At 42.0% G+C, this 14,693-nt stretch carries 12 protein-coding genes; 4 read left to right on the top strand and 8 right to left on the bottom strand.

From position 1 onward, the window contains the following. Positions 1 to 570: 570 nt before the first annotated feature. Entirely contained in the window at positions 571 to 1,038 is a 468-nt protein-coding gene (locus GNIT_RS06950; protein ID WP_014108456.1) for a nuclear transport factor 2 family protein, read from the bottom strand. Between the two features lie 693 nt (positions 1,039 to 1,731). Here GNIT_RS06950 and GNIT_RS18465 point away from each other — a divergent pair. Together GNIT_RS18465 and GNIT_RS06960 are read left to right on the top strand one after the other, a co-directional pair. After that, on the top strand, positions 1,732 to 2,154 hold the full coding sequence (locus tag GNIT_RS18465; RefSeq protein WP_274377765.1) for a type IV pilin protein: 423 nt from the start codon (positions 1,732 to 1,734) through the stop codon (positions 2,152 to 2,154). Positions 2,155 to 2,266: 112 nt separating this feature from the next. Then, on the top strand, positions 2,267 to 2,956 hold the full coding sequence (locus GNIT_RS06960; RefSeq protein WP_014108458.1) for a 2OG-Fe(II) oxygenase: 690 nt from the start codon (positions 2,267 to 2,269) through the stop codon (positions 2,954 to 2,956). Between the two features lie 267 nt (positions 2,957 to 3,223). Here GNIT_RS06960 and GNIT_RS06965 read toward each other — a convergent pair whose 3' ends face one another. From GNIT_RS06965 to GNIT_RS06985, 5 genes are all read right to left on the bottom strand, one after another. Further along, positions 3,224 to 4,096 (bottom strand): hypothetical protein, encoded by an 873-nt coding sequence (locus tag GNIT_RS06965; protein WP_014108459.1) that lies wholly within the window; start codon positions 4,094 to 4,096, stop codon positions 3,224 to 3,226. A 172-nt stretch (positions 4,097 to 4,268) separates the two neighbouring features. Beyond that, complete coding sequence (locus tag GNIT_RS06970) at positions 4,269 to 6,221, bottom strand: alkaline phosphatase (RefSeq protein WP_014108460.1); 1,953 nt, start codon at positions 6,219 to 6,221, stop codon at positions 4,269 to 4,271. Between the two features lie 15 nt (positions 6,222 to 6,236). Continuing rightward, positions 6,237 to 7,820 (bottom strand): alkaline phosphatase, encoded by a 1,584-nt coding sequence (locus GNIT_RS06975; RefSeq protein WP_014108461.1) that lies wholly within the window; start codon positions 7,818 to 7,820, stop codon positions 6,237 to 6,239. A gap of 265 nt (positions 7,821 to 8,085) precedes the next feature. After that, positions 8,086 to 8,811 (bottom strand): UDP-2,3-diacylglucosamine diphosphatase, encoded by a 726-nt coding sequence (gene lpxH / locus GNIT_RS06980; protein WP_014108462.1) that lies wholly within the window; start codon positions 8,809 to 8,811, stop codon positions 8,086 to 8,088. A 27-nt stretch (positions 8,812 to 8,838) separates the two neighbouring features. Continuing rightward, positions 8,839 to 9,333, bottom strand: a complete 495-nt coding sequence (locus GNIT_RS06985) for a peptidylprolyl isomerase (RefSeq protein ID WP_014108463.1) — start codon at positions 9,331 to 9,333, stop codon at positions 8,839 to 8,841. Between the two features lie 259 nt (positions 9,334 to 9,592). Between GNIT_RS06985 and cysS the strand changes: the two genes are divergently transcribed. Further along, a complete protein-coding gene (gene cysS / locus GNIT_RS06990; protein ID WP_014108464.1) occupies positions 9,593 to 10,981 on the top strand; it encodes a cysteine--tRNA ligase in 1,389 nt (462 codons plus the stop codon). Positions 10,982 to 11,095: 114 nt separating this feature from the next. Here cysS and GNIT_RS06995 read toward each other — a convergent pair whose 3' ends face one another. After that, positions 11,096 to 12,736: a LysM peptidoglycan-binding domain-containing protein gene (locus GNIT_RS06995; protein ID WP_014108465.1), complete on the bottom strand. Its 1,641-nt coding sequence runs from the start codon at positions 12,734 to 12,736 to the stop codon at positions 11,096 to 11,098. A 168-nt stretch (positions 12,737 to 12,904) separates the two neighbouring features. After that, positions 12,905 to 13,672 (bottom strand): hydroxyacylglutathione hydrolase, encoded by a 768-nt coding sequence (gloB, locus tag GNIT_RS07000; RefSeq protein ID WP_014108466.1) that lies wholly within the window; start codon positions 13,670 to 13,672, stop codon positions 12,905 to 12,907. Between the two features lie 177 nt (positions 13,673 to 13,849). Between gloB and GNIT_RS07005 the strand changes: the two genes are divergently transcribed. Next, entirely contained in the window at positions 13,850 to 14,611 is a 762-nt protein-coding gene (locus tag GNIT_RS07005) for a methyltransferase domain-containing protein (RefSeq protein ID WP_041246336.1), read from the top strand. Positions 14,612 to 14,693: the final 82 nt, after the last annotated feature.

Raw genomic sequence — 14,693 nt, forward strand, 5'->3', positions numbered from 1 at the left:
AAAGGAGACTAAATCCGAAAAAATAGCTAAGTCCGTTGTTACCCAAAGCTGCACTTCAATGGAGGTCTAGTGACGATACGTTTATAACATTAATGCAGTTGTAAATACCGTTAAAAGGTTAAATTGCTAACCTCTCAATCAATCTATGACACAAAATCAACTAAGTAATTGTATTAGCTATGAAAACCAATTTGCTTTTTAACTATTATTGAAGATTTTTGTCTGTTTAAACTGTTGCTATTATTGTTTATTAAAAATAAAAAGAAGGATCAAATAGATCCCTAATTTCGTTTCAGTGACCCGTTCTAAATAACGTTGACACTTTTCAAACCTTTTTAAGGACGGGTCACGGCCAATTTTGCAGCACGCTTTTTATGTTAAATTTGAATTGGCAAAAGCTGTATTCGATGATTATCAATCAACGATTAGATCGAAATTTAATCAGAACTTATCTTGGTAAGAAGTCGGCACGGAGAAACAAACAAATTGGAAAAAGTGATAACCAAAGGACTCTCTTATTAAAACCAAGAAAGGGCTAAATTAGCCCTTTCTTAAAATATATCTGTCCGTTTAGTTCATTTCGGGTGCAAAGTTACTACCTGCTAAGAAAAGCCATTTTTCTCCATCTTTAACAAGCACTTCTGAAATCCTAACGACTGAGCGTTCACGGCTACCGTCAGCGGTTTTTGTTACTGTTGTCGCGTAATAATTGACTACCGCAGTGTTTCCTTCAACGGTAATAGCTGCTGGCGAAATCTCATAGATAAGCGTATCAGAGGCTGCATCGCCAAAACGTGACCACTTGATAGAAGCATTTTTATAAACAGGTCCGCCGCTATCAGCGCCCCAAGTCACGTACTTATCGTGTACATAGTTATCCGGCCAATTACCGTTTTCTGCGGCATCATCTACCCAAGTCTGTTCGACAATCGACCAGACCTCCATCTGAGAGTCATTCCAAGTTGGCTGTTGTGCATTTGTTGAAAATGCAATCGCAAGTGTAAAGAGTGTAGCAAGACGCAATTTGACAAGGTTCATTATATAATCCCTATATTAATTTTTTGGTTATTGCTCATTTATAAGCTGTTCAATTTTTGAACACCAGTACACTACGCCATATTTATCTTAAACGTCAAACAAAACGAACTTACTATCATAGATGCGAACACTCTCAGAATTCGGAACAAGCCAACAAAATTTCAATTGGAGGGCATAGCATCGTCGCGAACCATTATTGTGAACATCGTCAACGACCCGCTTATCTCCCTAAGCGTACTTACCGCGGAATATTTTTTAACTAACAATCAAAGTATGGTGTTTTTGTCTTGTTACATCCAATCTATAATATCCTTGTTCAAGCACTGTTGGCTGTAAATAAGTTGTTTATTGCTTCTTAAATTTTATCGAAAATATATACATAAATTTACTGTGTAATTACTTTAAAAAGCTAAGCCTAAAACGTCTATATGCATAAATTGATGTGTTAATACCCAAGTATAACTAAAAATATCGTCAAGGTTTTAGGCCGGTAGTAGGCTTTAGCGAAGCTTGACGCGAGACAAAGGCGTAGATGAAAAATAGTTTACACTGAGGTCAGTCAATAATTGACCATGCCAATTAATAGCATTTATTAATGAGTTATTTATGAAACTAATCTTAGCACGCAGAGAAGATCCGAACGCTAGCGTTACATCAAAGCCTCTCGCCAAAGGATTCACGTTAATTGAACTGATGATTGTGGTCGCTATTATTGGTTTACTAGCAGCGATCGCTTTGCCAACCTACAGTAACTTTGTATTACGCTCAAAACTGACAGAAACAGCTGTTCAACTTGGCGCTTTTGCTCGCGACTTTAATACTTCGAAACAAATAAACGGTAAATATCCTGACGACGTCTCTGTGGGTGTCATACCGACTAATTCCTCAGGTCTCACCATCGACAAAACGCAATGGGAAACGCCAACATTATTAGGTGGCAACTGGAACTGGGAAGGAGCTAATAACCATTCCTACGCAGGAATATCAATTGACGGTTCCACTGCCGAGGAAGAAGACTTCATGCAGTTAGATACCATTATAGATAACGGTGATTTATCAAGTGGAAAGTTTCGCAAAACCCCGAATGGAAGATATACCTTTATTCTTGAGGAGTAGTTAATATACTTGGTTTCAACAAAGGTAAAAGTCTTCATTAATAACTTCTCGCCATAAGCTTGTGTTATCAAGTTTTAAGAAAGTTAACTAACAATACAAGTGAGTCGTTTAAATGTGGCTGAATCAAGAGCAGACAATCGATTCCGCAATACGTGCATACAGAGAGTCTTTATTAAAGGCTAGTCCTAATCATATCGTTATTGACAATCTATTCAATAGTGAGAATCTCGATAAAGTAATGAGCGTTTTACGCAATACGACGTGTTGGCAAACTCAAAAGCACACTTATTCTGCTTTATATGTTGATAGTGCCCAGTGGTTAGACGCAAGCAAAGATGAACGCTTTGTAAGCCGAGATGTTTGGCAACGCGAAGAGATTAATACTGACAGTGCTAATATAGCTCAAGACTTTTTGTCATTTTTGCGTGGGAATGAATTTATGTCATTATTATCACGTGTATTTAATGTGCCATTAACCGATATAAATGTGGCAAAGCCAGAAATCAATACTAATTATTTTCGCTTAAGTGCTGCAGACTTTGTGCATCAACATGCTGACGATTCGCCCGGAAGAGTAGCCTGTATGCTTTTGTATTTGAATAAAGAATGGAACAACGAAGCCGGCGGTGAGCTCATGTTTATGGGTAAAAACGATAACGCAATTAGCATCGAGCCTATCTACAATCGCTGTGTTTTGTTTGATCCTTTCTCAGAGGGTTCAGAGCACTGGGTAAATGCCGTGACGTCTGAAGATACCAATGTATATCGCTATAACGTAACCAGTTGGTATTGGTCTGAATAGGGCCTGTTTTCTAAAACTGCTGCGCTACTAACATCAGTAACTGAAGCAATTTTTGCTACTTTGCTCCCTTGTAACGACAGTCTTCATAGCACGATATTTGAATCAACTTAATGACCATACGGAGAATGATAAAGAGGAATGGATTGCTTTACAAACGTTTTCACGATACTCAAAGAGATTAGTAAGAAATTAGGACAAAAGTAGCGTTTAGCAATCTGTTTTGCGTAAATGTCCTAACTTCTTATTACAAGGTATTTTAAGAGACTTTCAGTGGCTATGGTGATTCTTATTGTTGTGGTCGTCCGCCATTGGATTTCCATTGGTGTCATAAAATCCTGATGCACCGTGTTCTATGAAACCTAAATTCATCATTTTTGTTAAAAATGGATCCGTATGATCATCACCAATGTCGGCATAGTCGGTTGCATAATAGTCGTAGCGAGATTTGAAAAATGGCGTTATCTGTTCACCAGACAAGTCTACGCTTTGTAAAGACCATGATTCTACTATGCTATCCGTTTCTTTCTCTGTAATAGCAAAGCTGTTGATCAAGCTCAGCTCGGGAAACCAAGTGATTTCCATTGTTAGCCCATCATTGCTGAATGTTTTTGTTTCGATACGGCCGCAGCCTTCGTTAATCGAATTCGTTGTGGTAAATTTTTTAAGGAGTGAATCACTTATTAATTGATTGCGATAGGACCAGTCTGATTCTGATTTACCATGCACTTTTTCACCAGGTTGGTATTCAATAGCTCGCTCGTGCAGGTCGAAAAAACGAGTGCTTTTTATCTGACTCGCCTGATTCAATTGCCAAGACTCAGTGATACCTGTTTGTGGATATTGATGTGCGACTTCGTTGCCGTTTCTGAGTAAGGTAATCTGCAGCGCTAGGTCTGATTTGTCTCTGGAGTGAGTATTACTAACAATTTCATATACCGCAATAAGCTTGCTTTTAGGCGAGGCTGAGCTTAAGCACTGTTCATTTATTGCAGCTATCTCGCTTGGTTTTACGAATTTACTTGTATCAATACTGAGAGGACTGCTAGCTAGCGCGCCAAACGCGGTTACACTCGTAATGAAAATACATAGTTTCATGATGTTCTTCATCGAATTTACTGCAATTTCTATTAAAGATTTCATAGTGGGTGCTTATCCGTTTTAATTTTGAGTCTTTTAACGTCGCTTGATGCTTTCACCGCATGCAAGTTCACGTGTATTCAACTGTCTGTTATTATTTCTAATGGTCTAAATGAGGTATAACGGATGAATCATCACCCGCTATACCTAGAGACTAAACCAATACAACAGTGAACTATTGAGCGCTATTTGCCTTGCCGCTTAAATCGGAAGCAAAGTCCATAACATGGTAAATCATGTTTTGCTCATTAGTACCGTTAAGTAAAAAAGCACCGGGTCCTTTCGCATAAATACCCACGTCTTCACCTGAGTGCGTTTCGCTTTCTAGTGGCACTAATGCTTCTTGGTGAAAGCCCGCAGATGTGGTGTCAATGTTACTTAAGTCTTGGCGACCAGCAGCAATTGGCATACCGTAGGAAGCGTCAGCGTCAGTCACTTCATTTCCTAAATTTTGGAAACCTCTGCCATTGGTGTAACCCAAGGTCGTGTATGGCTGGCCATCGGCAGCTAATGCGGCTTCTGTTTGACCTACGCTAACGACCTTCCCAAGTATTGGATTACCGCGCTTCGGATATCCAGCAATGGTGAATACATGACCATGATCGGCGGTTACAATAATTAATGTATCCTCATCATTGGTCATCTCATCGGCCAAGGCAATGGCCTCCGAGAATGCGATAGTGTCGGTTAAAGCTCCATAAGCACTACCTGCATGGTGGCTATGATCGATTCGACCCGATTCAACGGAGAGGAAAAAGCCTAGGGGATTATTGTCCAAAATTTCAATTGCCTTGGCCGTCATCTCTGCAATGCTAGGCTCTCCAGCAATATCATTGCCTCTATCTGCTTCGTACTGCATGTGAGACTCGTTGAACAAACCAAATACATGAGTTGTGGTTTCAGTATTAATTGCGTTAAAGCCTGCTTGGTCGAACACATACGCGCCCGAAGGGTAGGTAAGCGACCATTCTGCCGTTAAATCACGGCCATCTGTACGATCGCCTTCTACAGCGCTAGCTGCATCTGCGCTGTTAAACGCAGCGTCTCTCGGTAAAAAGTGTCTTCTACCACCACCAAAAACGACTTCGAGTCCATTCACATTGCTACCTTCAAAGCGCGTTTCTAAATTCGCTTTAAAATTAACGAGTTGTTCTGCTATGTCTTTGCAGCCAGCAGTGACTGCAGCCGCAGGCATGTCAGAAACATCTTCCCAGTTACGGTCAGCTGATTTTGCATACGTCGCCGCTGGCGTTGCGTGCGTTATTCTAGCTGTGGAAATAATACCCGTCGACTTACCTGCTAACTCGGCAAGCTCCAGCGCTGTAACCAGTTCATTTCCGGCCACCGTTGAGCAATCGCCGCGTACAATATTTTCATCAACACCGATAACACCCACATCGGTTTTAACTCCGCTTACCATTGCCGTCATGGTGCCAGCTGAGTCGGGTGTTTGTGCGTCAACATTGTAAGTTTTTGCAAGGCCCGTAAATGGGAAACGGTCAAAGGAAAGACTATTTTCTTCGCCTAACTGGCCATTCATCTGGCCTTCCAATATGCGTGAAGCTGTAACCGTTGATACTCCCATTCCATCGCCTACAAACAAGATGACATTCTTAGCTGAGCCTTTTAGTTGCTCAATTAAAGCTGCTTGCTGCGCCGGCCCAGTGGTGTCATACGACGTAACTTGCTGCGCTTTGTCAGCATTGGCACTGTTAATTTGCGTGTTCGCGCCACTTGTCGCGTTTAACCATGTATCTTTGTTTTGTGAAATGAGTGCTGCACCATCGACAAACCACGGATTATTTAAGCTGTTAAGCAACTGCGTAGAGCTAACTGCCGTGACGCCAGGTGCGCATACGTAGTTTGTACTTGTGATTTCGCTCGGTTCTAAAATGCCACTCGCGTCAGCGTCAACCCCAGATTCAAACTTCACACCACTATTTGGACAGTTTGTGTCACCAATAGTCAGATTAGTTTGCACCACTAGGCTGCTGTTGCCCGTTGAACCATCTTGGCCATCAGTGCCATTTATTCCTGCAACGCCATTAGCGCCATCATCGCCTTCTAAAAAACAACCATTTAGTCCAATTACGGCAATTGCGATAAGACTGAGTTTTAAATTTTTCATTCTAATTCTCCCTAATTATTCTTGGATAAGATCAAGTGCTTGATTGATCACATGAAACAAAGCACTTTGCTCAATCACACCTTGGACTAACTGCGCTCCTGGACCATTTGCATGTAGGGCAACATCTTCACCACTATGAGTTTCGGAGCTTAGTGGTACCAATGCTTCTTGGTGGAAGCCTGACGATTCAGTGTCGATCGCAGATATGTCTTTGCGGCCAGCATTGTTAGTCATTGCGTAAGATGCATCGGCATCTGTTTCAGTGCCCAAATCCATCATTCCAAGGCCATTGGTGTAGCCTAATGTAGTGTAGGGTAGGCCATCAGCATCTTGCGCTGGCGTATCTGAATTCACTCCGACTACCTTGCCGAGAATAGGGTTGCCGCGTTTTGGATAGCCTGCAATCGTAAATACGTGACCGTGGTCAGCGGTAACGAGAATTAAGGTGTCCTCGCTACTAGTCATGTCATAAGCTTTCTTAACTGCATTAGATAGTTCAATAGCATCAGTGAGGGCGTTATATGCGCTGCCAGCGTGATGTCCATGGTCAATGCGACCTGATTCAACCATCAAGAAGAACCCTTTCTCTTGGTTGTCTAAAATATCAATCGCTTTTTCGGTCATCTGCGTCAAGCTCGGCTCGCCTGCGATATCGTTGCCGCGATCCGCCTCATATTGCATATGCGACTCGTTGAATAAACCAAACACCTTTGTAGACGTTGCCGCATGAATTGCGTCAAATCCTGTTTGGTCAAAAACGTAATTTCCAAGCGGGTATTTTGTTTTCCATTCTGCAGTCAGGTCGCGTCCATCAGTGCGATCGCCTTCAACTGCGCTCGCTGCATCAGTGCTATTGAATGCTTCATCTTTAGGGAGAAAGTGACGACGTCCACCACCAAAAACAACATCAATTCCATCTATATCAACACCGACATAACGCTTTTCCAAATAGTTTTCAAAATTGACTAACTGATCAGCAATATCTTTACAGCCTCCAGTTATCGCAGCTTCCGGCATATCAGATATGTCTTCCCAGTTTCTATCTGCAGATTTAGCATAGGTTGCCGCTGGTGTTGCGTGCGTAATGCGAGCGGTCGAAATAATACCTGTTGCTAAGCCTTTAATTTCAGCTAGTTCAAGTGCAGTAACAACTTCATTCCCAGCAACGGTAGAACAATCACCGCGACTAATGTCTTCATCAACGCCGATAACACCCACGTCAGTTTTCAAGCCAGACATCATGGCGGTCATTGTGCCGGCAGAGTCGGGTGTTTGTGCATCAACGTTATAAGTTTTAACAAGTGCTGTGTGTGGAAATGATTCAAAACTAAGGTAACCTTCTTCTCCAAGTTGGTCATTCAGTTGCCCTTGTAAAATTCGAGCAGATGTTAGCGTTGAAATACCCATTCCATCACCTATAAATACAATCACATTTTTGGCTTTAAAACTGTTGTTCGTTTGCAGTTTTTCCATTAGTTTAGCGTGAGCATCGGTGTACCAAGCATTTGATGTTTGGTGTTCAGGCAGAGCTGTTGCAGCAGCAACCGTACTAAGGCCTGCTGTAAGAGAGAGAATAGCTATCTTTCTGATTAAATTCATAATTTTTCCTAGACAATCCAAGTCAAGTTAATCGATTGAGCGCGAACTGATGAAAATAAGGTTTCATCGAGCCGCTATAGACTAAAAATTAATTGTGACAATTTAGGGATATAAAAATGAACAATTAGTGTAGGAAAAGTGACAGTGCTCTTACGTTTTTATGACTGTTTTTTTATGCTTTTGTTAACGTAATTTTGCACTTTTATTACAAGGTAGGCAGGGGTTGACCTACAGTAAAAGTGCTGGGGTAATGCAGCTGTTGAGATTACTGAAAGGCGCGATTTTCTAACGACAAGTGATGTGCATCAGCAATCAAAATACTGCCCTGATCATACCAATCACCTAGCACGATGCGCTTCATCGGTTTATTGTTAACGTAAAATTTATGCACATTTGGTCGATGCGTGTGTCCATGTATCAGCAAGTCAACGTTATGTCGCTGCATTGCTAATTCAACTTCACTTTGGGTTACGTCCATAATCTCAGCGGTCAATTGTTTCTGATTGTTTTTGCTTGTCTCACGACCGTCGTTAGCGATTTTTTGACGTATTTTTAGAGGCAGCAACAGCATGAGCCTAGGCCACCACCAACTGCGAGATTTTTTTCTAAACTTCTGATACTCAAGGTCGCGAGTGCACAGTTCGTCGCCGTGCATTAGGAGGGCTCTGCGGCCGTACAGATCGATAACATACTGTTCCGGCAGAATAGTCATGCCAGCTCTGTCAGCAAACGCTTGGCGAATGGCGAAGTCGCGATTACCGTGAATGAAATAAATAGGTACTGTAGCACTCAAACTTTTTAATGCGGCGGCAATGCTTTCTGAGAAAGGAGTGACGTTGTCGTCTCCAATCCATACTTCGAAAAGGTCGCCTAAAATATAAAGCGCGTCTGCGTGAATGGCTTCCGTTTGCAGAAAGTGAAACAGGCAGTTGTTAATATCTTGCCGATCTGCACTAAGATGCAGATCGGAGATAAAGTAGGTAACAGACATTATTATTGTCTAAGAATGAATGTCGTGTTATTCAATAATTTCTGCAGACTCAATTATTACGTCTTCTAGCGGAACATCTTGATGCATGCCCATGTTACCTGTAGCAACACCTTTGATTTTTTCAACAACGTCCATGCCTTCAACAACTTCAGCGAATACGCAGTAGCCGTAACCTTGAGAATTAGCGGCAGTAAAATCTAAAAAGTTATTGTCTTTTACGTTAATGAAAAATTGAGCTGTCGCTGAATGCGGGTCGTTTGTGCGAGCCATTGCAAGCGTACCTAATTTATTACTCTTGCCGTTATCGGCTTCGTTTTCAATTGGTGCTTTAGGGGTCTTCTGTTCAAGGCCAGGTTCGAAACCACCACCTTGCACCATGAAGTTGCTGATTACGCGATGAAAAATCGTGCCGTTGTAAAAACCCTCTTCGACGTAGCTTAAAAAGTTCGCCACCGTCTTTGGAGCTGCGTCTGCAAACATAGCGAGCTTAATATCGCCGTGATTTGTCTTTAAAATAACCATTGTTTAATCCTGTATTAGTGAATGTTATATTCAATTTTTCGCTTTGCACAGATGCAAGCCAAAACATGAAATTTTGAAGCTAGATTTTAATGCGCTAATGGTAGCGTAAAATGCCTGTAAGACCAACGAGATGCTCATGTTTTTGCTGCATTATTCATAAAAGCGGTTCACATTTTTGGTGTCGATGCTAGAATTCGTCCGATTTTAACCTTGCTGCATAGCAAAGCTACGTAATAGAACCATAAGGTAAGCACAAAACATGCTACAGATTTACAACACTTTAACTCGCAAAAAAGAGCCCTTTACTCCGCTAGTTGAGAACAAGGTCGGCTTATATGTGTGCGGAATTACCGTGTATGATCTCTGTCATATGGGCCATGCCCGTACCTACCTCAGTTTTGATATTATGGTTCGATACCTTCGTCACGCTGGCTACGACGTCAACTACGTGCGTAATATTACTGATGTTGATGATAAAATTATTCAACGCGCGATCGCTAATAATGAAACACCAGACGAATTAACCAAGCGCACCATTGCTATGATGCATGAAGATTTCGCGTCAATTAACCTAACAGAGCCTGATATAGAGCCTCGTGTTACTGAACACATGGACGAAATTGTTGATGTTATTCAACGCTTAATTGAAAAAAAGCACGCTTATCAAGCTCCCTCAGGTGACGTTTTGTTTGATGTGAGTTCGTATGAGCAATATGGTCGCTTAAGTAAGCAAGACTTGTCGCAGCTAAATGCAGGTGCTCGCGTTGAAACGAGCAGCGATAAGGATGATCCTCTTGATTTCGTTTTGTGGAAGTCGGCAAAACCAGATGAACCTAGTTGGGCATCACCTTGGGGCAATGGCCGCCCCGGTTGGCATATTGAGTGTTCAGCAATGAACCATAAACATTTGGGCGAGCATTTCGATATTCATGGCGGTGGCTCAGATTTGATGTTTCCACATCATGAAAATGAGATAGCGCAATCATGCTGTGCTTTCGATACACCCTATGTAAATACATGGATGCACGCCGGAATGGTGCAGGTGGACGACGTTAAAATGTCAAAATCACTGGGCAATTTTTTCACGCTGCGCGACGTATTAAAAGTGCATGATCCCGAGACGCTGAGATTCTTCCTGATGTCGGCGCATTACCGCAGTCAATTAAGTTATTCACAGGACAGTATTTCACAAGCGAAAGCGGGTTTGGAAAGACTGTATACATCTTTACGTGATATTACGCCGAATATGGGCGTAGATTTAGCACAAGGTGGTTATTTAGCTCGATTTGAAGCAGCGATGAATGATGATTTTAATATGCCAGTTGCGTTCTCTGTATTGTTCGATGTAGCAAAAGATTTGAACAAAGCTAGCGATCCTGCAGTGGCAAACGATCTTGCTGGTATTTTGAAAAAGCTAGGCGCTATTTTAGGTATTTTACAAATGGCACCATCAGATTACTTACAGGGCAATTTAGGTGGTGAGGAAGGTGATGATTTAGCCGCGAAGGTTGAGGCACTTATCGAGCAACGCAACACGGCGCGCGCAAATAAAGATTGGCCAATGGCAGATGCTGCCCGTGACGGTTTAAATGAAATAGGTGTTGTGCTGGAAGACGGTCCTTCAGGAACAACTTGGCGAAAAGTGTAAACTTTCAGAAAGAGCGTATTTTTTACGCTCTTTCTAAATTTACTTAAAGGTTTATTGACGGTAGGGCGTCTATTTTGTATATCATTACTCTTCTTTAACTAGTCGAGTAAAAGGCTAGGTTTCAGTCACATCGACATATAGCTTCAACTTTTGGCCGGGCTGCAAATAGCGTTTAGCTTTCAGGCTATTCCATTTCGTAATATCACTCACTTTGACATTGAACTTACTGGCTATTCGAGACAATGAATCTCCATTGCGGACTGTGTAGGTGAGAGTGCGCATAATGCTATTATCAGTCTGCTTTTCAGATACTTGGTTCACCCACACTACCAGTTCCTTTCCTGGTCTTAAGGGGTCGCGCGGTGCCATACCGTTCCATTTTGCAAGGTCCCTAACCGCTACTTTATAAGTGCGTGAAAGATCCCAAAATGTATCTCCATTTTCAATTTTGTGCGTCAGTTGATACGCACCTTTCTTTTCGGCCTGCTTGCGAGCTAGGCGCTGGTCAGCTGAAAGGGAATACTCTTCCATACTTTTTAATGCAATAGGTACTAGTAGGAAGTCATTCGTAAATATCACATTATCATTCATGCCGTTAATGCTTTGGATAACGTCAATCGTTGTATTATATTTTTTAGCTATTAAGCCTAAGCTTTCGCCTGATTTTACTTTATGACGAACCCAATTTAGCCTGTCCTTCTTATCGGTTTCAGCTAGGGCGGCAACAAAGTCCTCAGCAACCTGAAGAGGAACAACGAGTCGGTGAGGACCGTCAGGGTCTGTTGCCCAGCGGTTATAGCCTGGATTTAATGCATGAAGTTCTTTAGTCGTCAGTCCCGCTTTTTTAGCTGCGACGGCTAAGTCTATTTGTGACTGTACATCGACAATTTCTATGACTGGCTGGTTATTAACGCTGGGCCACGCAAAACCATATTCTTCTTTATTAGCTAAAATATCGGCTAAGGCTAATAGTTTTGGCACGTAAGCACGTGTTTCTCTTGGCAAGTCGAGTGCCCAAAAGTCCGTCGGTCTGCCTTTACGCTTATTATTACGAATGGCACGCATAACACGACCTTCACCGCTATTATAAGCCGCTAGTGCATGCAACCAATCGCCGTCAAACATATTATGCAAACGTTGAAGGTATTTTATTGCGCCAGCGGTTGACGCGATAACGTCTCGACGGCCGTCATACCACCAGGTTTGTTTCATGCCGTAGTTTTTGCCGGTGCTTGGAATAAACTGCCACATACCGGCGGCTCGACCATGCGAATACGCAAAGGGGTCAAATGCACTTTCTACGATGGGTAAGAGAGCAAGTTCGGCAGGCATACCCGCTTTTTCTAATTCTTCAGTAATGTAGTATAAGAAAGGCTCTGCACGTTTTGAAACGCGGCTCATATAAGAGGGATGACGTAAATACCAATTTCTTTGTGAAATAACACGCTGCTTGTCTGGAACATGAAAGGTGAAATTCTTTCTTACTCGATCCCAAGTGTCTGTTATCTCTATTGGTGCAGGAACAGTTTCTTCGGAAAGATTTAACTCAATAGGCTCTGCAGGGTGGATAACAGCAACGACACCTTCGTTTGTCGTTTCGCACATCTCTTGACCAAGTTCATCTGAGACAACACAGGCAAATTCGTCATGTTCTAATGCTATTGCTTCCGCAGCGGCGCCCTGGTTTGTATTTTGCTCAGTTAATACGCAGCCACTTAGCATCAGCGGCAGCAAAAAAGCTGTTATATATTTCATTGGTTCCCAATCTTTAGTTGCGCACTAGATTAATTGTTAATGTTATTTGTAGTGCTTTAAACAAGCATCTGAGTGCTTTAAACAAGCATCTGAGTGCTTTATTATGCCCTCATACTCGAGCTATATACGCGTTTCTATGCCGCTGATAATAGCAAATTTAGGGACTGATTAGAAATCGTCCTTACAGCGCCTTAATGCTGCGAAAACTTCGACTTCGGTATTGGTCGATAAGTTCATGATACTTTCAATATTTTGTTTTATTGTTTTGCTGTCGCAGCGAAGAAAAGGGTTTATCTTTTTTTGTTTCGCTATGCTGCTAGGAAGCGTGATTTGATCGTTATTTCGTTGCGCTGTTGCCCAAGTTTGGTATTCTTGCAATGAGCTATTTTCAGGGTCTACATGCGAAGCAAATGCTAGGTTTGCTAGCGTATATTCATGAGTGCAATAGACTTTGGTTTTGTCTGGTAATTGTGAAAGTTTCTGCAACGAACGATAAAATACGTCTGGAGTGCCCTCAAACATACGTCCGCAACCAGCAGAAAATAGAGTGTCGCCACAAAACAATAGGTCGTCATTATAAAAAACAATATGGTCCATTGTGTGTCCAGGCGTTTCTAATATTTTGAGCTCAATTTCTGGATCTTGTAAAAATAGACTTTCGCCTTCTGCTAAGCGATGGTCTATGCCTGTAATTTTCGGGTTTTTTGGACCGTATACCACGGCATCTGGATATGCCGCAATTAATGCTTCAACTCCACCCGTATGATCATAGTGATGATGAGTAATTAATATGTAAGTGAGACTTAGTTTCTGTTCTTTAAGGGTTCGGATTACTGGTGCTGCATCACCTGGGTCGACAACTAGGGCATGTTTGCCATCGTGTACACACCATATATAGTTATCGGAAAAAGCAGGAATCGCAAAAATGTTATTCATACAAACTCGTCTTATCGTTGTCTTTATCGGTTATTGATTACTTCGTTTTATCAAAATCCTGAGTAATATTGTTCAGGACCTTGCGAATTAACGTCATTACGCTTGCATATCCATACACGTTCACTATAACCTTACTCACTACTACTTTGCTATTGTTCAGGAATAAAAACTTACGTGATGCGGTCAGCGCTTAGCGACACAACGCCCCCATATCCAAGTTCGTGGAAAGCCCTCAGCCAGGGCGAACAAATTCGAGCTGAGCTTGAAAATGCCTGTGCGCCAATATTAGAGCGCGTATTTGGGTATCACTTCGTCAGACTGGGAAATTTAAGTAGTGATATCAATATTTCTAGCTGTCCAATTAAACACGTGGTGAACATTACTGAAGCATCACATGATAAAACCAGTGTTCGCGGTATTTCAAGAGAACTCCCACTGCAGCAAAACTCGGTGGATGCTTTTTTACTGGCCGCTGAACTGGATTTTGCGCAGGATCCGCACCAAATATTACGAGAAGTTGATCGTGCAATCACTGCTAATGGCCAGTTGATTATTGCGGGGTTTAATCCGTATAGTCTCGCTGGCGTGCTAAAGTACTTTCCAATAAATAAAGAAAATTTACTGCATCAAGGCCGCTTTTTTACAAGTGCGCGCATTAAAGATTGGCTGCAATTGCTTGGCTTTGAAATTGTAGAGCAAGAGAACGTGATGTATTCATCGTTGTTTGCGAACAAACGATTTTTACCCGGATCAAAACTGCAGCGTTTTTGTAAACGTTATTTGCCTGCTTTCTCGTCGATGTACATTTTAGTCGCAAGAAAGCGCGAAATACCGTTATCGACCATCAAACCAAAATGGACGGTGAAAAAGCCCAGTTTTGTTGCAGCAAGCGCAAGAGTCGGGCACCCACAAACATCAGACTCAAAAAACGTGATGTAGCATTCAACACTACGCTTTTTTATTCAGAGCGCGAACTTATTCAAAGTACGAACTTATTCAAAGTGCGAACACCAACTTTGGA

The sequence above is a fragment of the Glaciecola nitratireducens FR1064 genome, assembly GCF_000226565.1.
GTDB lineage: Bacteria > Pseudomonadota > Gammaproteobacteria > Enterobacterales > Alteromonadaceae > Glaciecola > Glaciecola nitratireducens.